A 25234-nucleotide genomic window follows, 5' to 3' on the forward strand; every position below is an offset into this window, starting at 1 on the left:
ATGGTGAAGTCCGGTTAACGGTACATAGGAGGTAACTCATTTTCAAAAATCATTTTTGGGTTGCTTTTAAACAACTGAAAGTCTTTTGCACTCTCTTGTCCCGGATAAGGAGCAAAATATTGGGGCGGGCCGCTGCAAGCATTTCTCCATACCAATACATAGGCAATGGGAATATTTTTAATAGCCTTCCAAAGGACATTTGTCCACCAGTCATTCATGTAAACATTGTATAACCCGGTTTCACTGAGTACGGCTATTTTGTGGCGTTCCTTAGCTGTTTTTGCCATGAATGTCAAATCATGGCGTGTCTCAGCAATAAATCTTTCCGAAGCATTTTCTCCTTTATCCTGATAAATATCCACTCCAAGGATATCAACATATTTATCGCCTGGGTACCGTTCGAAATAGCTCTTTTCATCGGCCACAGTTGCAGGGGAATAAATATATAACAAGTTGTGCACTCCTTTTTCTTCTAAAAAATGTACGGTATACCGCCATAGCTCGATGTATTGTTTGGGTGTGCATTGTTTGGCTCCCCACCAGAACCATCCTCCGGTCAATTCGTGAAACGGGCGGAACATGACAGGAATTAGTTTCCCATGGTCATCCCGTAGGCTTAAGAGGAATGTTGCCAGCCGGGTTAGCCATTTATTGAACATGGCATTTTTAGCTCCACCAGGTAAAATACTTTCCACTGCAGTTGTCGTTTTTGCATTCCAGGCTGTACCTCCCAGCGGGTTGTTGAGGTGCCAACTGATCGTGTTGACGGCTCCTCTCCGATAAACTTCCCGGATGCGGGAACGAATGGTATCAAAGTTTACTGAGTCGAGCGAATAAGCATGTCCGAGTTCCAAATGGCCCAATTCCCATCCAAAGACAGCCGGATAATCACCGCATACGCTTTTGATGTCCGACCGGTTCCAGTCATATTTCCAGCCAACGCCATAAAGCGCATCATCCTGATGTCCAAACATGATGCCTTTATGAATGATTTTCTCCAAGTTGGCATAGAGCGCTTTTGTCTCTTTCGTCGCCTGTGGGTCAATGGGGGTTGCATGGCTTGCCATTCCGATTGTCATACATCCAATGCATAGTAAAGATAACGCTTTTGGTTTCATTTCTTTATAAGTTTAGTAGATGTATTATTATGGTAGCTTCTTAATTTATGACGAACATATTTCCCTGTTTCCGTGAGTTGCAAATCGTTCCATCCTCCATTGGCCGAGGCATGAGGCATGAGTGCCGAGCATAATTCATGAGGTTTATCAGATATAGACCAATTTATCCAACTAATTTTATGGCTATCGCAATAATTCCACCAGGCATCCCATTGCATATAGTCGATATGGCCACTGCCGGAGGCTTCGGAACCATTGCATTCGGTAACAAAGATGGGAATGTTCTTATGGTAGGCATAAGTACAATCATCGCGTAACCATTGCCCATGAGTTGCTGCATAAAAATGAACCGTGTACATGATGTTTGTATAACCGGTTAAAGGAGAATCGGCTACCTCTCGAATTTTTTGATCCCAATACGGGCATCCTACAATGATAATATTCTTTTTGTCGTATTGTCGTATTGCCGGAATGACCGTCTCTGCATACGCTTTTACTTCAGGCCATGTTTGCGTGTTATTGGGTTCGTTGATAATTTCATACAAGATGTTGGGGTATTTACCATATCGTTGCGCCATCTTTGTGAAAAACCGTATTACTTCTGCTTGATGAAATGCTTCACAGTGCCAGTCGATAATGACATAAACTCCTTCCCGGATGGCAGCATCAACAACGCCCTCCAGTAAATTGACCTGATGTACAGAGTCGTTCAGGTATCCCGGTTGGACATCAATTCCCATGGAAGCTCTTACGATGTCCACCTTCCAATCGGAAACCAGCCATGATACTACTTTTGCATTCCAATACTGTGGCCACCAACTGCTCCATGCAAAACTTTGCCCATGAAGCGCAATGGTGTCTCCATGTTGATCAGTCAGGTAACGTCCATGAACGTAGAGTTGCCCGTAGCTTGTTACCGGAGAATTTTTCGGAGGAAAATATTTCGGCGATAACGGTTGCGCATCGGTGCCCCATAAGTTCCCCCAAAGGAAGAAGCTTAAGAAAAGGATACTCCCAATGGCGTATTTGCCTGTTTTTTCTGTTATCCGGTTCATCTGTTTAAATATAAGTGGAATATCTTTATTTGTGCTTACTTAAGGTTTATCGACCATCAGGAAAACGGCTCCCCATGGAGGTACCGATACTTTAATTCCCTTGGCAGTTAAAGCCGAATAGGCATCCAGCGTTTCGTAGTTCGAAGGACCTCCTGCTACGGCTGTCGGCCCTTGACCATTGGCATATATTTTTCGGGAGAAATCTCCGTTATCCTGGCCTCCTGCCAATGCGTACCAATAAAAGCGTGATCCCATCCGGAAGTTTTTGAGTTTTACCTGGACAATTTGAGGCGTACCGGACATGTTTACCAATGCTACGCTTGCCTGTCCTGAGGTATAGGTCGATGCATAGGCTCTTATTTTGTTATTTCCGTTTATTGTCGTACTGACCAACCTGTCGCCGATACATTTCTGAAAATAATACATATAGTAAAAAGAGGGCCTTGGAGTCCATTTAGCGACTCCCGGTTCGTCTCCCGCACTGAAGAGCCCCATGTCATTCCCTCCTGACCATCCGTTGTACAAATCCCAACGGGCAGCTAATCCGAATTTATTTTTTATAGCTTCAGCCTGTACAATGACGGCAAATGTCCCACTGGTGTTCGATACTTGTTGCATGGAATCCTGTGCCCACATGTTCCATTCCGATAAGATAACCGGTTTAAGCGTTCCTCCATATTTCAGGATCTCGCTTTTCATGAATGTCATCATATCTTCCGGAACAGTTGAGGCATCATAGAGTACGGTTGAAGCATCGCTGTTTTGTCCATATGGAGTAATGTAATTATGCCCGATGTAAAAATCGGCGTTATTGCCCACAGCAGGTATCATGGTTGCATTCCATGTTTGCGTAGTCATTGTTTCCCACGATTGTATGGGAGATTCCTGCATGACCGCTCCAATATAGATTTGCTTGCCGGTTTGGGCTGCGGCTACCCTCATTGAATCGGCAAATACTTTGAATTGTTCCCCATAAACTTCTCCCGTCAAATATTCCGGTTGTCCGTCTTGATTTGCAGCGGTGTCGATACGGTATCCCCATTCCCAATCGCCATAATTCTCGTTACCGATTTCCCAATATTTTGTACGGCCATTATCGTACCGCACCCAATCTGCTGCCAAATGAGCCGCTGTTTGCACGGGATGAGCCCCCGTCCCATAGCGGGCATAGGCATAATTTACCGTAATTAATCCAACACTGTTCGTCTCTTGTAAAACGTTATAATAATCGTCAACGCTGGCTTGCCAGTTGTTGGTCGTTTTGCCGTAAGTATACAAATTTGTCGTTTGATACGTCCCGTCTGCTTTTCGTAATCGGGTAGGAGCATCAGCCGGTGGTTGATCCTGATTACAGTTCCAGAAAAAAGCATCACTCCCGCTTCCTGCGGGGAACCGGATCACATGTGGATTTAAATCCTTTAATGGAGTCATTAGTTGAGCTACATTATACATTGGCCCCATCCAATTGTTTGCATTTTGTCCGAAAATGGTTAATGGGATTTTTGTGATCACCGATGAGGCGTCTACGGTTACACTGTCGGTCGGAGAGGCCGAAGAGATGGTGCCCTCTATATATGTAGGAGCAACATATGTCTTCGATTGCCAATTATCCAGAAAAAATCCTATGGTTGAATCAATCGGTGGGTCTATTGCCTGAATAATAGAATCATTGTTATTAGAGATCCTTTCAATGTCGTTTCTTGAACATGAAAACATTCCAGTCATCACTGTACCCGTCAATGTAATAGAGAAAATGAGCTTCTGAAATTGTGATGCTTTCATGATATGACGCTATGGTGAAGTTTATTCGCTGTACTATTTCTTTCGTAGATAGAAATAGGGGAAGCATATAAATATACATTAAAGACGTATGGGCTCTAACTTTATATAAACGCAAAAGGCAGAAAAGAGAGGCGTATAGGAAGAATCCCTGCTACCCGTACGCCTTTAAAAAAAGTCACACAACTCTCCGCCTGTAATTACATTTTTATCTTTCAATGTAAAAGAGTGTTTTGATTTTGTCTTCTACATTGCAAATGTATTGATTGATAGCTCTATTTCTTAATACTATTCTTGCAATGAATGATACTTTCTCTTCAATCCGGGAAATAGCATGGGAAGCCTGAACGTAAAAGAAAAAAGGAGAAGCACATGCCTCTCCTTCTTTTCTTATATTCAACTAATTCAGTTTTAGTTGAGACCGCCTTCGTCTTTACCGCTTGGATAAGCAGGCAGATCTGTAGGAGGCTTCGGTAAATTCATCGGATGTTCTTTGATTTGTTTCATAATGTATTCGATGGCGGTGTCAAGCTGGGCATCTTTCCCTTTCAGAAGATCTCCCGGCAGGTCATCGACGTTGATATCCGGACTTACACCATGATTCTCGATCGCCCATTGCGAGTCAAGCCCATAGATACTATTTTCCGATACAATCAAATCTCCTCCGTCCAGAAGTTTCCAGTCGTCATTATATCCTCGAACACCACCCCAGGTTCTTGTTCCGATAAGCGGACCCAATCCATATTTTCGGAAGTAGAACGGGAACATGTCGCCGTCGGATGCTGAATAATGATTGATCAGGGTTGCTTTATATCCGTTCAATACTTCTTCAGGATAACGCATGGCTGCATGCTGGTTGTTGGTACTCATTCCGACCAATACCCGGCGAAGACGTTCCAGAACAATCTGATCGATAAAGCCACCTCCGTTAAAACGATCGTCGATAATGATTCCTTGTTTACTGATTTGAGGGTAGAATTGTTGTACAAACTGATCCATTCCCAACGCTTCCATGTCTGACAGGTAGATATACCCGATTTTGCCGTCGGATGCTTTATTGACATATTCACGGTTATGATTGATCCAATTGTTAAGGCGCAACATCAATGAATTGTCAATAGGCTTCACGGTAATGGTATGTGTTCCTTTTCCATCAGGTGTTTCAGCAATGGTTAAGGTGGTTTGTTGTCCGACAGTATTGACCAGAAGGGTGTAAGGATTCATCGGGGCTTTGAGTTCATGCCCGTTAACAGCAAGCAGGTAATCGCCTTCTTTTACATCATTTCCCGGTTGCATGAGTGGAGACTCATATCCCGGGCGTGAGTTATCCCCGGCATATATTGTCTTGAAATAGTAGCGGCCTGAAGCTTCATTTAAGCCAAAGTCAACTCCCAATGATCCGGTAGGATTGTTTGGTCCAAGATAATTGTCATCACCTCCCCACACATAGCAGTGAGAATTGTTCAATTCCCCGATCATTTCACCAATGATGTAATTCAGGTCTTCGCGTGATCCGAGCATCGGAAGGAATTTTGCGTAACTGTTGCGGACTTCTTCCCAATTGACGCCGTTCATTTTTGGATTATAGAAGAAATCGCGGAATAAACGCCAGGATTGATGATACATTTCGTCCCATTCTTCACGTGGATTAATCAGGCTTTTCATGTCTGACGTATTTAACGCTTCGGCGCCCTGACCATTTTTAGCAGTGGCAGGAATTATGAAATAATCACCTTTTTGTGTATAGAGAATGGTACTTCCGTCCGCACTCAGGGTAAATGCTCCTACTGCAGAGCCCACCACGGCATCACCTTCTTTTTTCTTCAGGTCATAGCTCATAATGGCTGATTCTCCACTCCCTTTTAACGGACCGTCAACCAATTGTAATGGCTGCGTTTGATAATACACTTTATCTCCGCTGACCTGGATGTTGTTATAATCGCCATAAGGAATCGGTAAAGAAATGAGCCTTTCCATCAATCCGTCAAGGTCGATTTGTATGGCAGGTATATTCCCCGGTTTCCATGCTGAAGCTTCTGCAGGTTTTTTCGGAGCTTCCGGAGTCCCTTCGTCGGAAGTCAGCGCAAAGGGAGATTTCTCATTTTGTTGTAAGGCCACCATGTAAATGCCATCCATTTTTTCAGGTGCAATATTAAATTCCGTTTCACTGAAAGTTGGATTTTCATGGCGTGCAGAGACAAACAACAGGAATTTTCCATCTGCACTGAACACAGGATCATGATCGGCAAACATTCCTGTACTGATCTTAGTTGTTTTATTTTTGGTCAGGTTATAAAAATAGATTTGAGGGAGTCCGCTGGCATTTGTTTTCGTATAAGCAATCCATTGTCCATCAGGTGACCAGTGGTAATCCAATATTTTATGAACGGGATCCTGATCGATTTGAACTGCTTTTTTGTCTTTTGTGTTGACATACCAGAGCATATGGTTATTGTCCGAGAAAGCCAGCATATCGCTGTTTGGAGACCATTGCGGATTAAAAAAGAACCCTTTCTTGAAATCGGTAACCAATGTTTGATTCCCTGATCCGTCTGCCGGACGGATTGCAATTTCGTTTTCGCCGCTTGCATCGGTTACGTAAGCTACCCATTTGCCATCAGGGGACCATGCCGGATATTGTTCCTGGGCATCGGATGTTTGTGTAATGTTTCTCGTAGGCCCGTGTTTTGCCGGAACTGTATAAATATCTCCCCGTGCACCGAATAATGCACGTTTCCCATTAGGTGCAATATCGAAACTGCGAATCATTTTATTGACGGTTGCCCAGCGTGGCGATGTTTTGGTTCCATCATCAGGAACGGTTACATTGATTTTGTGTAATGTTTCCGAAGGTAAATCCAAAACATAAAGCGAACCTCCATTCTGAAAAACAATGCCGTTGTTTCCCAGACTTGGCCAGTCAATATCATAATCTTTAAAATGGGTAATTTGGCGGAATGTTTTGTTGGTCAAATCATACGCCCAAATGTTCAGGCGATGATCTTCCCCTCTGTCTGAAGCAAAATAAATAGTGCTTTTATACCACATGGGATAGGTGTCTGTGCCTTTCCAGTCGGTCATACGTTCGATGGCATGGCTTTTCAGATCATAAATCCAGATATCCTGAGCTAACCCTCCCGTATAACGTTTCCATGTACGAAAATTCCGGAAGATACGGTTATAAGCAATTTTAGAACCATCAGGACTGAAAGAGAGAATGCCTCCCTGTTGCACAGGTAGTCTTTCGGGTAATCCTCCGTCCTTATTTATTTCAAATAATTCTCCAAACCACGAATTCCAGGTATGGCTTCTTGAAAGGAATACAATGTTTTTCCCGTCAGGCGACCAGTTGACTACCATGTTATTTGGCCCCCAACGTGTAGGCGCTTTAGGAACAACATCAGATTGATACGTTAAACGGGTGGGAACTCCTCCTTCGGCAGGCATGACATACACGTCGGTGTTTCCTTCATATTGGCCTGTGAAAGCAATAGTTTTACCATCAGGCGAGAAGCGGGGCATTACATCATATCCCGGATCGGAAGTCAGGCGTGTGGCGACTCCACCATCCCTGTTTACACTCCAGAGATTTCCTGCAGCCTCAAAAACAATGGTATTGTTGTAAAGGGTCGGAAACCGGCAAAGCAGTGAGGTTTCGTTTCCTGCATAGAGGGAGCTCCCGGTAAAGGGTGCTGTTCCCAGAAGTACTACTACAAAAAGGTACAACAAACGATAACGACGATTCATAATTAAAAATTTAGTGTGTTTGTCTAAGAAATAAATTGTTTATAATAATATAGGGAATAGAAATAACAAGTCTAAAGTCAACAAATCTGTTAGCTAGATTCAACAGAATCCTACTACCTACTGTTTTCCAACTATCAACCTACTTTGAGGTTGGTATCTTCTTTAACTTCTTGCTGTTTTACTACTGTTATGTAGATAATTTTCAAAGGTAACAATCCTGTTTTGTGTCAGATTACTATGTTGCAATGTTTAATGATTAATAACGCATAATAGGAATTTCCGGAGAAGGCTTTATGTCATTGAGTTTCTCTCTCTTATCTCCGAAACAACCTTTTCTGTTGATGTTCTTTAGCCACGCAAAGTTGCGGAAGTAATAACGTTAATGTTATTTGTTCAGGCAATTTTCTCTGTAATATTAAAGATAAAGAAACGTTTCAGGCTTGATATTCCGATAAAAAAAGCTGTCTCCGCTTTATAGAATAGAGACAGCTTTTATTTGATTTATGAAATTACTTAGTGTGTACCACCTGCCCACCATACAGGATCAGTATATACATACTGTCCGTTTCCGTAAGCTTTTGCTACATTCGGGTTGGCAGTTACATCAGATGTCCCGTATGTATAACGCAATGGGAATTTGGTCGCATCCAATGGATTTTCCAACGTGATGAATGATGCTTCTCCAAATGCTTTCAACCGGCGATAATCGTTATACGTTTCCAGTGCTTCCCCTTCGCCACCATACAATGCCAGGTATTTTTGTACCATGATTTCCCGTAACGGATTAGCTTGGAATAACGGTTTTACATCCTTGCTTAGATAGTTTACAACTGTGGTATCTGCGATCGTAGTTGCTCCTTTTACTGGATAGCTTCCCCAAACCAATTCATTATTTACATCTTTTACAACAGTAGGAATTTTGGTTGCGATTGCACTGCTAACACCATTAGCCATACATGCCCATGCTGAATCCTGATTGCCTAACCGTTGGAATGCTTCAGCTTTTAAGAATTGTAATTCATGATAGCTCAATAAGTCGGTTGGATCCATTGCAGCCGCGCCATAAATAGAGACATCATATACATCCATTTGTTGTACAGGAGTTCCGTTAGGAGCTGCACTAATGGTTGAATCTGTTCCTGCGTCAACCTTGAAGTAATAATTGTTATTTTTATCTACAGCTAAATTCATAAATAATACACCTGCACGAGGGTCATTTCGTTTTAGTAGTTTATCAACAAAGCTTTGACTTACAGAAAAATAGTCGCGATCATTGTAGAATTGGGCAAATGGACTTGCGGCGGAAGATCCTATGCCTTGATAAACGGCATATTTTGCATCTTCATCAGGTGAAGAGAACGATTTATTCGCCCATGCAATGATGTTTTGTAAATCCTGTTGCTGATTTGTGCTACGATACAACAAGTGCATGGTGTAGCGTGCTTTCAAACCATATGCAAATTTGATCCAACGGGAAGCATCGCCTCCAAACATTAAATCCTGCGATCCTAAAGGACCGGTTGCAGCAGCATCACTACCTTGCAAATCGGTAATAGCCTGATCCAAATAAGTAAACACAGCCTGATAAATGGATTGTTGAGAGTCGATCGCCGGAGTCAGGATAGACCCTGCATTAGGAATATTTAGATCTGCAGCCTGACTATAAGGAGCATCCCCAAACATATCGGCAAGAATAGCAGAGTTGTAAGCTGCCAATACTTCTGCCACCCCTTTGGTGATATTATTCCCCGCTTCAGATCCCCCTGTAGAACAGTTTTTGATTACTATCTTAGCGTTCTTTAAATTCTGGTATAAAGACATCCATGGATTATCGTATGTTGTAGCTGAAACCGGTTGTGTTTGGCGTAACTCAGCATCATACATTTGTCCATACGTTCCAACCTGATACTCCATATAGACGGAAGCATAAAATGATAGGTCAGCTCCAACAATATTAAAAGCCGTTGATGTTTCCAGGTCGGTTACAATAAACTTGGATGCAGCTGTGGTTGGATTATCAGGATTTGTATTGATTCGGTCCATGATCGATTGTGAACAAGACGATAAGAACGCAACACCCAAACCAATCATAACCCATTTTGAAAGATATATTCTCTTTTTCATAATTACGTCAGATTAAAAATTAGAATTTGAAATTCAAGCCCATTCCATAGCTTGAGGTTTGTGGCAACGAGAAACGTTCGAAGGCGCCGGCCATAGTGGTATTACCTTGTGAAGCTTCCGGGTCAAAGTTTGGATAGTTGGTCCAGAGCAAGATGTCACGTGCATAAACTGACAGATCTAATGTCACGCCACCGCTTTTCAACAATGGATAAGCGACAGAAAGTTCACGCAATTTGATGAATGAATTGTTGTATATGGAAGATTCATCAATGTTATTGATAGCAGTATAGTAATCCTGCAAATCGACTGCAGTTGTGTTTGGTGTGCCATCTGTATGAACACCTTTTACAACGATATTTCCACTACGATTCAATGTTTCTTTTCCAACACCATAGAATCCCAACAATCCGTTGGTCCCTCCGTACATCTGACCTCCATCTTTCCAGCTTAATACAGCATTAATGGTTACTTTCCACAAACGAAGCGTTGTGTTATAGTCCAGAGTGAAATTAGGAGCTACTTTCCCAATCACGCCTGGAGCACCTGCCATAGGAAGACCATTGGCATCTACAACCAGATTTCCTTTGGAGTCACGTTGATAACTTACGCCATAAATAACAGGGAATTCCTGTCCGGCTTGTGCACGAACCTGTGGCGTGGTGAATCCACCTAAGAAGATGCTTCCAACACCCGGAGCGAGCTTATCTACGAAATTATCCATTTTTGTCCAGTTAAACTGGTTGTCCCATTCGATATTCGTTGTCCGGATTGGATTAATGGACAAAGATACTTCATGTGTATTTGTATGAATTGCTCCTCCATTAGTGATTAACTGTTGTGACCCTGTTGAGCCTGCAAGAGGTACTGCAAAGATTTGATCGGTTACATTCTGACGGGAGAAGGTATAGTTTAACCCAATCAGATTTCCAAACAATTTCAAATCAAATCCTCCTTCATACGATTTTGTGTTTTGAGGCTTTAATTTGGGATCGTAGATTACATAATAAGGAGTAAAAGCGGTGACACCATTAATAGGATATAAAACAGGAGTTCCACTCCAAAAATCACTTCCATATGCAGGAACAGAGTAATAATTTTCCATATAAGTTCCGGCTTGTCCAACCTGCGCATAGGATGCACGCAGTTTCAAGTAACTCAGCGTATGGCTTCTTACGCCTGGCAACTCAGTAACAACGAAACCTGCTGAAAGTGATGGATAAAAGAAATTCCGGTGATGAGGTGGCATGGAAGAAACAACATCTTCACGTCCAGTGGCATTCAGATAGAGCATGTCTTTCCATGATGCTGATACATTGGCAAAAAATCCTACTGTACGATTTCCCAATTGAGAGATGGTATTGCTCTTTGTTACTGTGTTATTCAGATTATTCCATCCAGGCCAGTTGAATGTTTGTCCGTAAGCGTCTACTGATTTTGTAGTTTCATCATTAATTTCATTTCCTGCTAAAGCCGTAAAATCCCAATCCTGATTGATCTTCCAATCGTAATTTGCTGTTAATAACGAGTTTATAGTAGTGCGTTTAAACATATAATCTTCTGCAGATCCCATTCCTCCCTGATGGCCGTAACCCCAGATAGTTTCGTATAAAGTGGAATAGGTATCCGTTCCCAGTTGGTATTTTACATCCAGGGTTTGATTGTTATTCCATTTCGTCGAATAGGTAGCATAAGCATTCCCAAAGAAACGATTGGTTGTTTCAGCAAACAAATTGTTCTTTACAGACCAGTACGGATCATCAAAACTTGCAGTCGAACGATATGCATTTTCTTTATATGGGTTAGTTGCATATGAGGATGGGATTCCTTTTAAATCATAGGAAGGAGGAGCCGGATAAATCAAAGCTACAATACCATCATTTGCACTGGTGGTTTTCAGGATACGGTCCTGTACATAGTTGGCATTAACCCCTGTTTTCCAATGATCATCAAGCTTTGTTTCCATAGTTCCTTTTGCTGTATAACGATTCATCCCTGTTGAAGGAACAATACCTGTCTGGTTCATGGTTGAAAGCGTAAACGCATAGGTGGTATTATTCAATGCCTGAGCTACATTGAACATATTACTTGTGGTAAATCCGGTACGGAAGAAGTCTTTTACGTTATTGTAAACATGTGGAGTTGTCCATGGGTCAAGTCCAGCATTTGCACGTTGCGGAACGTAATACATTCCCGGATGCATCCCATATTTACTGGTATAGCTATTGGATGTTTCTCCACCATATTTAGCATCTTGTGGCAATTTTGAAATCAGAGGCCCCCATGATTGGGATGAGGTTGGAACGTATGCTCCATAACTTCCTTGTGCATACATGGTCTGCAAATCAGGGTAGCGTGAGATGGTGGAGACTGCATTGTTAGTTGAGAAGGTAATTTGAGGCTTCCCTTTAGCAAGTCCCTGTCCGCTTTTCGTGGTTATAACAATCACACCGTTTGAAGCGCGGATTCCATAAAGTGCTGCAGCAGCCTGTCCTTTCAAAACCGTAATGCTGGCAATATCACTCGGGTCAATATCAACGCCACGATCCGAATAGTCAGATCCGGTAACCCCATTGCTGGCTGCAGTTGATACGTCTGGTGTTGAGGCAATTGGCATTCCATCTACAACATACAATGGAGTGTTGTCTCCTGTAAATGAACGGACGCCACGGATAACAATCTGTGAAGAAGCACCTGGCATACCACTGGAAGGAGTTACGGTGACACCGGTTACCTTACCGTCCAGGGCACTTGATAATCCTGTGCTTCCTGCTTGTTCCAACGCTTTTCCACTAACATCGGAGGCGGCATATCCCAAAGCTCTTTGCTCTTTTTTTATGCCAAAAGCGGTAACAACCACTTCATTCATTTGTTGTGTGTTCGAATGCATGGTTACCCGCATGCTCGGTTTAGCTTCCAGTTCTTGTTTCAGCATGCCGACATACGAAAACACCAGTGTCTTATTGTCGGCAGGAACAGTAAGACTAAACTTTCCGTTTGCGTCTGTAATCGTTCCCTGGGTAGTTCCTTTCACTACTACGGATGCCCCGATTACGGGCTGACCGTCATCAGCTGAAATCACTACTCCCGTCACCTTTGTTTGAGCCGAGGCCCAACTTATGCCAATCAAAAGGCATAATAGAGTCATTACTTTTCTCATAAATTTGACATTTAGTTAAATTTCACTTTCCTTCATCTCTGTTTTTTCGTAAAAACAAGGCAAAGATAGATATGATTTTCCTCTTATGCAAATCTTTTCTTTCGGAATGAAAAAAATATTTCCAATTTTATCTCAAAATGATACCGTATTCGTATCTTAATTCTTAAAATGGAGCCTAAAATGGCTTTTCATTAGACAAACGCTCTCATTTTGTAAGTTGTTAAAGTGAAACTTTGATTCGAGAGTGGATTAAAATATGATATTTCATGCAATTATTCCCTTTGAAAGCAAAAATATATATTAATCAGTTGGATAAGATCAACAAAAATAGAGAGAAAATCTTATTATTTATATATATCTTTCCTCTTTTAATGTACTGATAATCGAATAAATATCCATAAATAATAATCTCCGGATATACTGTTTTATTTTCGTTTGTCTCAACTCTCATATCCTTTGCCTAATTGTTAAAAACGGAATGGGGATGATACTAAATTCAATGAATTAAAGGATGTCTTGCCCTGGAATAGCTTATCTTATTGTTAAAATCAAGTGTTAATTAACAATTAAAGTATTGTTGTTCCTGGGAGATCAGGCTAAGAAGTCCCTTTTTTTATATGAAAGGGGTAAAATGAAAAAGGTTGTTTCCAGTCTCAGGGAACAACCTTTTGATGAAGGAAATTAAAAATCAATGTCCTATATACCTATGTATATAGTTCGTCATATCAACAAATAAAGCTCACCGGAAATTGTTCCGGTGAGCTTATTGTGATTATTATTTTTCCCAGTACAGTTTTGTTGACATCAGGTCTCCGCCGATAGCTTTAGCGGCAGATGTGTAGTTATCAGGGTTGAGTGTCTGTTCTCCACTCGGATATGGATAACGATAAGGGAATGTTACAACACCTGTAGCTGGATGTGGCGGTTCATTCATTGCCGGATATCCTAATCTCCGCCATTCTGTCCATCCCAGATAACCCCGCAGATAGAATGAAATCCAAGCCTGTGTTCCAATGCTTTCAGCCCAATTGGATGCGTTGTAGGCAACAGTGGGTTGAGCCAGGTATGTAGCTGCCTGAGCCGTTGTGCCTCCCCAGGAAACAATGGAGGCTGTTACTGCATCATTAAAGTAGGTGGAGGCATCGCCTGAAATAATTCCACGTGCAGCAGCTTCTGCCAGGTAGAATTGAATTTCAGAATAAGTCATCATCGCATGAGGAAAACTAGGGGTATTGCTGATAGCGGTATTGATATGGGTATAGTTAGGGAATGCCGAACTATTTCCGTATGTACCTCCCAGATATGTATTTGTTCCCAGATTCTGATCAAAATAAAACGATAAGCGTGGATCATTGAGGCTATCCATTTTGTTGATGATTGTATTGGCAGCGACATAGTCTGACCGTCCACTCAATACTAAGTCAACATACAATGGATTCGTATTAGGCGTACTGCTTAAGTAATCGAAGATAGCATCATCATTTGAGCTGGCAAAAGTTCCTGCCATAGCGTTTTGAATGGTCGTTTTTACCAATGTGCTTTCCGAACTTACATTTGCTATTTCGATAGCCATTTTTATCAATAGCCCATTCCCAAACTCTTTCCAGAGTGAAACATCCCCGCTGTAGATCAAATCTGCATCTCCAAAACTAGCGTTTGAAGGATCTAAAGCAGCAATATCAGTTGTTACCCTTGATATTAAATCTTTGTGGATAGTTAATGCATCATCATATTTAGGAAGTACATTTTGAATGTTTAAAGCTTCTGAATATGGAATATTACCCCAAGTTGTTTCCATCTGATCCCATGCATAGCAAGCCAGAATGTCAATAATAGCAAGTCTGTTTTTCTGAGCGGCGAGGAATGCATCTGTGACTGGAGGCGTAGTGTTCTCTGACCGTATTAAAGAATCTGCTCTTTGTAGATTTTCGAGAATATCCCGATAATAGGTTGTCCATGCATAATCAGGCACATTCCGGGTGAAAATATTATAATTAGCCTCATCCGTATAAGTAGTCTCAGTCAGGTATTGAGACCACAGGTCAAAATCATTATGATTCACATTCAAGCTGACATCCTGATCGGATAGATTTTTTTCTGCATTAGAGAACAATGTATTCCCCGGGACGTCAGATGGATTTTTCACATCCTTGTTTAAATCGGCTAGTGATTGCTTGGAGCAAGAGACAGCCAAAAAGCCAAGAAGTATAAATAATATATTTTTCATCGTGAATAATGTTTAAAATTGAACTTTCAGGTTGAATCCGAAATTACGGGTAGTTGGCATAACGCCACTTTGCCAACCTTGCATGTTTCCTGCTCCTAATCCTGCTTCAGGATCGGCATAAGGAAGGTTCTTATAGATAATCCATAGATTGGATCCTACAACTCCTAATGAAAGAGCATGGATGCCCAGCTCTTCGAGTTTTTGACTTTCGAAATTGTAAGATATTTCGGCTTCTCTCAGCTTCACATAAGACGCATCGTACACAAAAGCAGAGTTAGGACGGTAAGGATATCCGAATGCTGTGTAATCGTTGGCAGTAATGCGGGTGGTGTTTGGTTGTCCATTTTCATAAACACCCGGAAGAATAATTCCACCTCCATTGGCAAGCGTATTCCGCATAGGATTGCCTAAATCGTTATTTCCTACCGTCATCGGATAGATACCATCGCTTTGCCCATAATATTGGTCTAATGAGAATACACTTCCTCCAGCTTGTACATCAACGAGGAAGCTGGCTGTCCAGTTTTTATACGTAAAACTGTTGGTGATGCCGCCTCTCCATTTTGGATTGGAGTTCCCAATCACATTGTTTGTTGTGGATGTAATTTCATAATATCCATCAGAGCCAACCACCTTTTGTCCGTTTTTGTAAACAAAATCAGTCCCTTCAAGTAATCCGTACGGTTTCCCAACTTGGGCATCAATTGTAACACCTCCCTGAAAAGATCCTAATTGTAAGTTACTAACGCCTTCATATAGCGAAACTACTTTATTGGCGTTGATTGACCAGTTTAAGTTGACATTCCAACTGAAATCCTTCGTTTTTACGGGCGTTCCATAAACATTTAATTCAATCCCCTGGTTACGGACTTCACCTGAATTGACATATTTGTATGAATATCCTGTTGCTGGTGAAACAGCTACCGGCATGATTTGGTCGACAGTGTTGGTTAAATATACATCACCGTCAAATCCGATCCTTTTGTTTAAGAATGCCATTTCCAATCCGGCTTCACTACTTTTTGTTTTCTCTGGTTTCAGATTTGGGTTATTTTCTGTTGTATTGACAGAGTACATTAGATTTGATCCATACCATCCGTTATTAGTATATGTATCATAAAGACTACCAAACGGAGCATCATTCCCTACTTCTGCATAGTTTAGTCTGAATTTACCAAAAGTCAGCCAATTCCATTTTAACAGGTTGGAGAAAATAAAACTTCCTGAAATAGATGGATAATAATAAGTATCATTACCGATAGGTAATGTAGAAGATTGGTCTCTCCGTATGGTAGCATCCAAATAGTATGTGTTATCCAATCCTAAAGAAGCGCTTCCGAAGATGCCGTTTACCCCAATTGAAGACTGGGTTTCTACCGGAGCGAGGGGTTGGCTTACTGAATTAGAGATTGCATATAATCCCGGAATTACCAAACCTCCATTGGTAGAGGCATAAATAGAATTTTGGTTATTTCTCCGGATGTTTCCTCCTACCAATGCAGTAAGATTCAGGTTTTTCGTCAGGTTTTTATTGAATCTAATCTCTGCTTTATTAAATTGTTAATTAACAATTTTGCTTAGAGAAATTCGATATAATACTTTTCTTTGTGGCATAAAAAAACGGCAAAATCGAAGTAAAATCGATTTTGCCGCTATATTCAACATAAATAATGTTAATATTGAAATGTCCCTCTGTTTTTTGAACCAAATCGGCTATTTATTGATTTATTTCATGAATACCCCCCATCGTTTTTAGAAGATGTATTGAAATAATGAAGTAAAAAACGAATAGGCATTTTTAATTTCAAAGCATAATATCGACACTTCGTTTTACAAAGCGGCTTAATGCCTCTCCTTTTAATAAATTTGTTGACAATAGTGCCAGATCGATCAATTGTCTGACAGAAGGTTGTGTCGAAGCAAACTGGGCAATGATATCCTTGACTTTTTGTTTGGCCTCGGTTTGTTGTTTTTCCAATCCGGAGAGTTCTTCTTTTTCAGTCTGGGGAATCTCTTCGTCTTTCTTCCCTTTTTGTCCGGCCCTGATGGCTTCGATACGTTCATCCAACGTTTTTATCTCGGCTTCAACCGGAGCTATCTTTTCCGCACATGCTTTTTCTTCTTCCTGCAGCAGTTTTTCAATTAATGGGTGTGCAGTGTTTACAGCAAGCGTATAATTGTCGGGCAATTCTCCATAGAAATTCATCATGCCATTTCCTTGCATAGCCGACATTTCCTTCATGCGTCGCATAAATTCGTTCTGTGTTACGACCAAAGGTTGTCCATCGGGCGCCATTTGTTCCAGGCTGATCGAAAATTCCATTTTTTCTATCGAAGGAAGTTGTGTTTCGAACAGGGAGGCTAGCGCATTCTTTTGTGTTTCGGTCAATGCATGCTTTGGATCATCAGCTTTGCGAATCAGGCGTTCTATGATGTCGCTGTCAACGCGTACAAAACGGCTCTTGTCAAACTTTTGTTCCAATTGGCTAACCCAATGGATATCCAGCTGGCCATCCATCAGCAACACATCATATCCTTTATTGCGTGCTGCTTCAATATAGCTGTGCTGGCTTTCGGCATCATTGGCATACAGATAGATTAAAGAACCTTCTTTGTCGGTTTGGTTGTCTTTGATTAACTCTTTGTATTCGTCGAAGGTGAAGCATTTTTTCTCCGTGTTTTTCAACAAAGCAAATTTTTCGGCGCGTTCATAGAATTTTTCATCGGTCAGCATGCCGTAAATGATGAATAAGCGCAGGTTATCCCATTTTTCTTCGAATTGTGTACGATCGTTTTTGAAGATTTCCTGAAGCCTGTCGGCCACCTTCTTTGTGATGTGGCTTGATATCTTTTTGACATTCGAATCGCTTTGCAGATAACTTCGTGAAACATTCAACGGAATATCCGGAGAGTCAATCACGCCATGCAACAAAGTCAGGAAGTCGGGCACAATACCTTCCACGGCATCCGTGACAAATACCTGGTTGCAGTACAACTGGATTTTGTTACGTTGCAGTTCGATGTTATTCTTTACTTTTGGGAAATAGAGGATTCCGGTCAGATTGAACGGGTAGTCCACATTTAAATGAATCCAGAAGAGGGGATCTTCACCCATAGGGTAGAGGTCGCGATAGAATTTCGTATAGTCTTCTTCTTTCAGATCCGAAGGTTTGCGCGTCCATGCCGGCGTGGTGTCGTTAATGATGTTGTCTTCGTCGGTTTCAACATCTTTCCCGTCCTTCCACTCTTTCTTTTTTCCGAATGCAATGGAGACAGGCAGGAACTTACAATATTTGGTCAGTAGCTCACTGATTTTCGATTCTTCCAGGAAGTCTTTGTTGTCGTCATCAATATGTAATACAATGGAAGTCCCGCGATCGGGTTTATCCATTTCGTCCAGTTGATACTCAGGGTTCCCATCGCAAATCCATCGTGCGGCTTTCGATCCTTCCTTATAGGATAGGGTTTGTATTTCGACCTCCTTTGAAACCATGAAGGCAGAATAGAAACCCAAACCGAAATGCCCGATAATGGCATTGGCATCATCCTTGTATTTATCCAGAAATTCTTCGGCGCCCGAAAAAGCAATCTGATTGATATACTTTTCGATTTCATCGGCTGTCATCCCAATACCACGGTCGGCAACGGTGATAGTCTTCTTTTTTTTATCTACGCTGACACGAACGGTTAAATCGCCCAGCTCGCCTTTAAATTCACCCACGGAAGCCAATGTTTTCAGCTTTTGGGTGGCATCTACTGCATTTGATACTAATTCGCGCAAAAAGATCTCATGATCGCTGTATAAGAATTTTTTGATGATCGGAAAAATATTATCCGACGTTACTCCAATGTTCCCTTTCATTCGTCAAAAATTTATATGTTATTGATAAATAATAATTTGTTTGTTATTGATGTTGTGCTCAACAAGTTATTTTCCATAGAAACAGCTGACGTCATACTTATGTCTGTATCCACCGCAAGCCATACGTTCCCTCCCTTTATAAAACAAATAAAGGATCAGGATTAACTACGCAGAAGCACTATCAAAAAAAATGCCATGGGAGCAGATATGCCAAAATGACTTTTTGAGATGAGTGGCAAGACAAAACGGCATACTATCAGATGCAATTGACAATGAAAATATGAAGAAATGAAGTTACAGGAATATCGGAAGTTAAAGGAAGTTCAGAAGTTAGAGAATAGCAGGAAGTTAAAGTTATAACCCGAACCCATCAATCTCTTAATGGACGTAGTCCTGTGATCTTAGTAGAAAGAAATGCCAAACAACACAACAGAGAAGCGTAGTGCTGACATCTTTCGTAGAACTAATTCGAAGGAACAGAAAGAAAAATTATTTCAATTGCCTCAGGCTTTTATATTTATATGTTACAGACCTCAAAGGTTTTCAAAACCTTTGAGGTCTCTACGCTCTCCTTATCATGTCACATCTCCACAATTTCCTGGGTAGATGATTTTTTACCGATTTTGCGAAGGGACTGTATCTCGTCCTGTGTTCCAAAAACAAGTAGTTTGTCTCCAAGATGAATGATATCGTCTGCTTTGGGATTTACCTGTAGCTCGCTTGTGGTGAGGTAACATCCAATCACGATTAAATTGGTTTGTTGCGGGATATTGGCTTCGCGGTAGGTTTTGCCGATGAGTTCGCTGCCTTCCCTGATTTCGACCAGCTTGAAATGATGGTTTCTTAGTTCTTCTTTCCCGTCTGCAAATTCGACAAAACTGAAAAAGTCAATGCTCGAAGTGGCCAGCGAAATAATTCGGTCTGTAGCAATGTCAATTTGGGAGATGACATAGTCGGCTCCTGCTTTTTTGAATTTTGAGATTGAGTTGGAATCTTCAACCCGGGCAATGACCTTCACTTTTTTGTTTAAGTCTTTTGCACTTAGAGTAACAAACAGGTTTTCAGCATCTGTTGCCAACACTGCGATTAAGATTCGGGCACGGTCGATGCCCGCCTGTTTCAACACTTCATCACTGGTGGCATCTCCCACCAAATGAACCAGGTTTTTATGGAAGAAATCCTTTAGTTTATCATTACGTTCGGGGTCACTTTCGATCAACACCACCTTACGCCCTTTATGCAATAGCTCTTCGATAACCCGTTTCCCGGTTTTCCCATAACCACACACGATGTAATGATCTGAAAATTGATCCAATGCCTTATTCATACGTTTGATTTTTAAGAGTTTTGCTAATTCGCCTTCCAGAAAGAAAGACGAGAGTTTCCCGATAAAATAAAAACCTAAAGTAAATCCCGACACAATCAGGATAATGGTAAAGATTCTTCCTTCCGGCGATAAGGGATGCACCTCCTGAAACCCAATGGTGCTAAACATAATCACCAGCATGTAGAGCGATTCGAGCGGAGTATATCCATCAATTACCATATATCCTACGAAGCCGATGATTAAAATAACAATCAGCCCGATGATCGGGAATAAAAATTGCTTCCAGATAAGTTTCTTCGCTTTCATCTGCTTATCATTTGGTATCGATCGCAAAGGTATGTATTCTCCCAAGAAAATGAAATTTTTTTTTAAGGAGGCTATGCTGGGGATTTTAGCGACTAGACAACAGGAGGGTTGTCATCTGCCCAAATAAAAATTGATTGTTAAGCAACTGAACAAATAATCGTACCTGGCTTCCAGTTGTTCGGAAATAGCTTGCGATAAAGCGGTTTGCTTCTCGTTTACTTCAAAAGCAGTGGCTTTTCCCACTTCAAATTTTTTTAATGTATATTGATAAGCTACTTGCAAGGCGGATCTTTCTTTTTGGAGGGAACCGTATTTTGCTTTGTCTGCTATAGCCCGGTAATAGATTTGTTGGAGCGTCTTGAATAGTTGCTGTTTTTCATCCTCCAACGTCAACAGTTGTTGTTGCAAATCAAATTTGGCTGTTTTTATTTTATGAGAAACATCGAAATGGTCAAAAATAGGGATGTGTAAATTTAGCGAAATCATCTCTTGTTGATTTTGATGAAACTGATTTATAAACGAACTGTTACTAACTCCTTGAGGTAGATTATAATAATAGTAGTATCCATTAGAATATCCAGCATCTAGATTAATCGTAGGGAAATAGCCCGAGCGGGCAATGGCTATTCCCGATTTCCCTTTGTTAATGCGGTATTGTGCTGCTTGAACCGCCGGATAGTGTTGCAAAGCCAACTGATAGAGTGAATCGATATTCGACGAAGAAAGCAGGGTATATGATGGCATGCTATTGATATCCGAAGAATCGATGTCAAATCCTGATATGCTTTTCAACTGAAGCTGCTGCGCCAGATCAACCAGGGCAAGCCGTAAGTCGCTCTCCGTTTTGACCAGCGATGCAGAATCTTTGGCTATCTGTGCAGTCCCTTCATATAATTCGGATTTGGACAATTCCCCGGCATGAATCATTAACCAAGTGCGTCTGTATTGTTGTTCGGAAAGGGATACCTGGTCTTTCGCCGCTTTGACCAATTCTTTATCAAGAAGTATCTGTAAATATCCGGCAATTACGTTCGTAACAGCTTCCAGTTGCGCCTGGTTCCGGTCGGCTATTCCGGCTTTCAAATCCAGTTTAGCCGCTTTGATATTATTCTGAATGAGGAATCCATCAAAAAGAGGCAAGGAAAATGAAGCGGAGAATGTAGTTATACAAGCATTATTTTGAGTGTAACTTCCGGTAGCTGTAGGTGAAATACCTAAATCATAATTCTGGCTTGCTGAAGCAGAAAGGGAAGGTAACCATTGGCATGTCGCATTTGCAACGGAAATCTTTGCCTGTTCAGCGGCTATCTGCTTTTGACGGATAGTGATATTAGCCGTTTTTGCCCGGTCAAGGCAAGCTTGCAATGTCCATAGTTTTTGTGCAGAAGACAAAACAACAAAGAACAATAGAAAAAAGCATATTAAAAAAGACTTCACAAATTGCTTTTTATTTTATCAAAAAAGAGATCATAACTAAATTCCATAATATATGCGCTGCCATGGAATAAAGAATGCCAAAGCGCAGACGGATATATGTGAGTATTAATCCAAATATGAAAAGAGGAAGGATAAACAGGCCATAGTAAGGTGCCTGACTTATTACTAGTGGAGTAAGATGATTCAGATGTCCTATGGTAAAAATAAGGATAAACATATAAATAATGAGATTTCCATATCGATCTTTCACTTTAAGCCAGAATGCCTCATTTGTTTTTTTCCACATGACAAGATAAAAAACAATTAACAGACTAATTTTGATTATGTTGACCAAAGTAAAATGAATCATATAAATCTCAGATACGCTTGTAATAAGTAGCATTAATGGGATGGCAAGGATAATTTTTCGTTTTTCAAAGGTGAGTCCGAATCGAAATGCCAACTCTTCCAGTATTGGGGCAAGAAGCAAGGCTATTAAACTAAAACGGGCATCCCCAAAAAAATGATGAAACTTTTCCATATGTACGTCATATATGCGCTTAACATCTAACATGATAGCGTGATTAAGTATTAAGGAGGAAATAATTACCAGAATGAAATATATGATTATAAGAAAAACAATTGCTTTGAGCAATCTTCCCAATTCAAACGTCCATTTCTTTCTGTTTGGATCCTGACGATAAGGCACTACTGAATTAAGATTGAAAGGGAAAGGAGATCTCATAAGATATGATTTTTTAAGTAAGTATTATTGTATAACCTGACAGTCAAAAGAATGCCAACAAAAGCCATTTAATGCCGAATCATAATGCCATATACAAATACATTGACCATGGAATGAAAAAAGATACCGTAGAAAAACCCCAATTTCATCCGGCAGAAAGTAATTAAGACTGTTCCAATAAATACAGGAGTAATGAATATCAGATAAAACAAAATATCGTGAAAATCAAAATGACTGAAATTCGTTAAATGGAAAAGAGCAAAAGTAACCATACTGATATATACCAGATAATTACCGGTTCTGGTGGTTATTTTCATTGTTACCACAATGTTTTTTCTTCCAAGGACAAGAAAATAAAACAGACAACTTATCATCAAAGCCAATGCTGCAATAACCCAATGATGGGTTTTGCTAAAATGCCAGATCATTATACCCATTATAACAAAAAATGAAATACTGACATCTCTTTTTCGAAATGATAACGGTAGCCTGAATATGGATTCTTCAATCAATGGTCCAAACACACCTGTAATCAATAAAGTATATTTTCCGAGTGCAGCATATACATTATCAGGATTCACTTCATTTTTCCCATGAATATGAAAATGAATGCCCAATGAATGAATGATTGCATATGAAATGGCACAAATAATCAACAGGAATATCGTTAATACTAGGTAAGTCAATGCCAGTTTCAATAATAATCCTATTTTTCGGAGTAATGATATTTCCAAGGGATGAGGATCAGCATACGGAGCTTTAAGGAATTGCAAAAGTAATTTTGCTATTATCATACTATATTTTGAGGTTATTACAAAAATAATTATGATGTGTTCGTTACAAATACTATGCTCGTTGAAATGTCCATTCCCCTATTGAATAGCGAAAATAGGAGACTGTAAATTAAACTGTGTCAGTAAAGAATAAAATAATTTTATAACTTTACAATACAGTTTATTTTTATGGAAGAATTTGATTACAAGGCTTTTCAAGCCAAAGTTTTAGAACAGATAAAATCTGGCAAACCCCTTTTAGGCAAAGATGGTGCCTTTGCGCCCTTGTTAGAAAATATTCTAAATGCAGCTTTAGAGGGAGAAATGGATGCTCATTTAGATGAAGATGAGCGTAGTTTAGGCAATCGGCGCAATGGACGTATGTCCAAACAAGTTCAAACCCAATTGGGTGAAGTCACCGTTCATACACCCCGTGACCGCCATTCCAGTTTTGAACCTGAGTTTATAAAGAAACGTGAAACAATACTTGCAGAAGGTGTTGCAGACCGTATAATTGGTCTTTATGCCTTGGGGAACAGTACTCGGGAAATAAGCGATTGGATGGAGGAAAACCTTGGAAACAGGGTTTCTGCTGACACAATCAGTTCCATAACAGACCGGGTTCTGCCAGAGATTCAGTCCTGGCGTAGCAGGTCATTGGATAGTGTTTATCCAATTGTTTGGATGGATGCCATTCACTACAAAGTGATGGACGAAAAGAATCGCCCTGTAACACGAGCCATATACAACGTATTGGGTGTTGACCGTAACGGTTACAAAGATTTGCTTGGCATGTATATTTCCAAAAGCGAAGGAGCTAACTTTTGGTTATCGGTGCTCACCGATCTTCAATCAAGAGGAGTAAATGACATTCTAATAGCCTCTACGGACAATCTTAGTGGCTTTTCAGATGCTATAAAAAGCGTATTTCCACACACAGTAGTTCAAACTTGTGTGGTGCATCAAATCCGCAATTCAATTAAATATGTTGCAAGTAAAAATCAGAAAACGTTCATGAAAGATTTGAAGCTTGTTTATCAAGCAGTAAGCAAAGAGCAGGCAGCAATCGAACTCGATAATCTTGATTCAAAGTGGGGAAAGGATTATCCAATTGTCATTAAATCATGGCGTGATAATTGGGAAAAACTAACCGCTTATTTTGAGTTTTCTGATGCTATCCGAAGAATCATATATACCACCAATACCGTAGAAGGCTATCACCGTCAGATAAGGAAAGTTACCAAAAACAAAGGTGTTTTTACCAATGATACAGCATTGGAAAAATTGGTGTATTTGGCCTATCGCAATATCCGGAAAAAATGGACTATGCCTCTGTCAAACTGGGGGTTAACTGCACAACAACTGGCGATTAAATTTCCTGAAAGGTTTAATTTATTTGAATAAAATCACAACATCAAATAAATATCCAGGCATTTTTCTTAGTTTTGCTTCCACCCAACAAAACGATGGTGAAACTTTGTGCCATTGTAATAAAAAACGATTAGGGGGTCGACCCCTAACCGTTTTTGCCCAACAAAACTCAGGATCTTCATTATCCATTATAAAAAATCGGATTAATTGAGTATCTGAAATTTGAT

Annotated in this window: 14 protein-coding genes; 1 reads left to right on the forward strand and 13 read right to left on the reverse strand. The window is 40.6% G+C overall.

The genetic code is table 11. From position 1 onward, the window contains the following. Positions 1-14: 14 nt before the first annotated feature. The 13 genes from FHX64_RS13955 to FHX64_RS14015 all read right to left on the reverse strand — a co-directional run bounded on the left by FHX64_RS13955 (position 15) and on the right by FHX64_RS14015 (position 23657). Entirely contained in the window at positions 15-1118 is a 1104-nt protein-coding gene (locus FHX64_RS13955; protein WP_246392499.1) for a glycoside hydrolase family 26 protein, read from the reverse strand. Beyond that, positions 1115-2173, reverse strand: coding sequence for a glycoside hydrolase family 5 protein (locus FHX64_RS13960; RefSeq protein WP_183414446.1), 1059 nt, complete (start codon positions 2171-2173; stop codon positions 1115-1117). Before FHX64_RS13960 ends, FHX64_RS13955 begins: the two co-directional genes overlap by 4 nt. A gap of 39 nt (positions 2174-2212) precedes the next feature. Further along, entirely contained in the window at positions 2213-3955 is a 1743-nt protein-coding gene (locus FHX64_RS13965; protein ID WP_221202223.1) for an alpha-L-arabinofuranosidase, read from the reverse strand. Between the two features lie 408 nt (positions 3956-4363). Further along, positions 4364-7699, reverse strand: a complete 3336-nt coding sequence (locus FHX64_RS13970; protein ID WP_183414447.1) for a S41 family peptidase — start codon at positions 7697-7699, stop codon at positions 4364-4366. Positions 7700-8212: 513 nt separating this feature from the next. Continuing rightward, the gene (locus FHX64_RS13975; RefSeq protein WP_183414448.1) at positions 8213-9823 is read right to left on the reverse strand and encodes a SusD/RagB family nutrient-binding outer membrane lipoprotein; all 1611 of its coding nucleotides are present in this window, start codon (positions 9821-9823) and stop codon (positions 8213-8215) included. A gap of 19 nt (positions 9824-9842) precedes the next feature. Then, positions 9843-12980 (reverse strand): SusC/RagA family TonB-linked outer membrane protein, encoded by a 3138-nt coding sequence (locus FHX64_RS13980; protein WP_183414449.1) that lies wholly within the window; start codon positions 12978-12980, stop codon positions 9843-9845. A gap of 775 nt (positions 12981-13755) precedes the next feature. Beyond that, positions 13756-15207, reverse strand: a complete 1452-nt coding sequence (locus FHX64_RS13985; protein ID WP_183414450.1) for a SusD/RagB family nutrient-binding outer membrane lipoprotein — start codon at positions 15205-15207, stop codon at positions 13756-13758. A gap of 12 nt (positions 15208-15219) precedes the next feature. Then, complete coding sequence (locus FHX64_RS13990; RefSeq protein WP_343053524.1) at positions 15220-16749, reverse strand: TonB-dependent receptor domain-containing protein; 1530 nt, start codon at positions 16747-16749, stop codon at positions 15220-15222. Positions 16750-17011: 262 nt separating this feature from the next. Beyond that, complete coding sequence (gene htpG / locus FHX64_RS13995; protein WP_183414452.1) at positions 17012-19069, reverse strand: molecular chaperone HtpG; 2058 nt, start codon at positions 19067-19069, stop codon at positions 17012-17014. A gap of 580 nt (positions 19070-19649) precedes the next feature. Then, a complete protein-coding gene (locus FHX64_RS14000; protein ID WP_183414453.1) occupies positions 19650-20702 on the reverse strand; it encodes a potassium channel family protein in 1053 nt (350 codons plus the stop codon). A 111-nt stretch (positions 20703-20813) separates the two neighbouring features. Continuing rightward, on the reverse strand, positions 20814-22139 hold the full coding sequence (locus FHX64_RS14005; protein ID WP_183414454.1) for a TolC family protein: 1326 nt from the start codon (positions 22137-22139) through the stop codon (positions 20814-20816). A 10-nt stretch (positions 22140-22149) separates the two neighbouring features. Beyond that, complete coding sequence (locus tag FHX64_RS14010) at positions 22150-22863, reverse strand: CPBP family intramembrane glutamic endopeptidase (protein WP_183414455.1); 714 nt, start codon at positions 22861-22863, stop codon at positions 22150-22152. Between the two features lie 68 nt (positions 22864-22931). Next, positions 22932-23657, reverse strand: coding sequence for a hypothetical protein (locus tag FHX64_RS14015; protein WP_183414456.1), 726 nt, complete (start codon positions 23655-23657; stop codon positions 22932-22934). Positions 23658-23825: 168 nt separating this feature from the next. On the opposite strand from FHX64_RS14015, the gene FHX64_RS14020 reads away from it, so the two are divergent. After that, positions 23826-25040: an IS256 family transposase gene (locus FHX64_RS14020; protein ID WP_183412745.1), complete on the forward strand. Its 1215-nt coding sequence runs from the start codon at positions 23826-23828 to the stop codon at positions 25038-25040. Positions 25041-25234 lie beyond the last annotated feature (194 nt).

Origin of the sequence: Microbacter margulisiae, from assembly GCF_014192515.1 — a bacterium.
Lineage (GTDB): Bacteria > Bacteroidota > Bacteroidia > Bacteroidales > Paludibacteraceae > Microbacter > Microbacter margulisiae.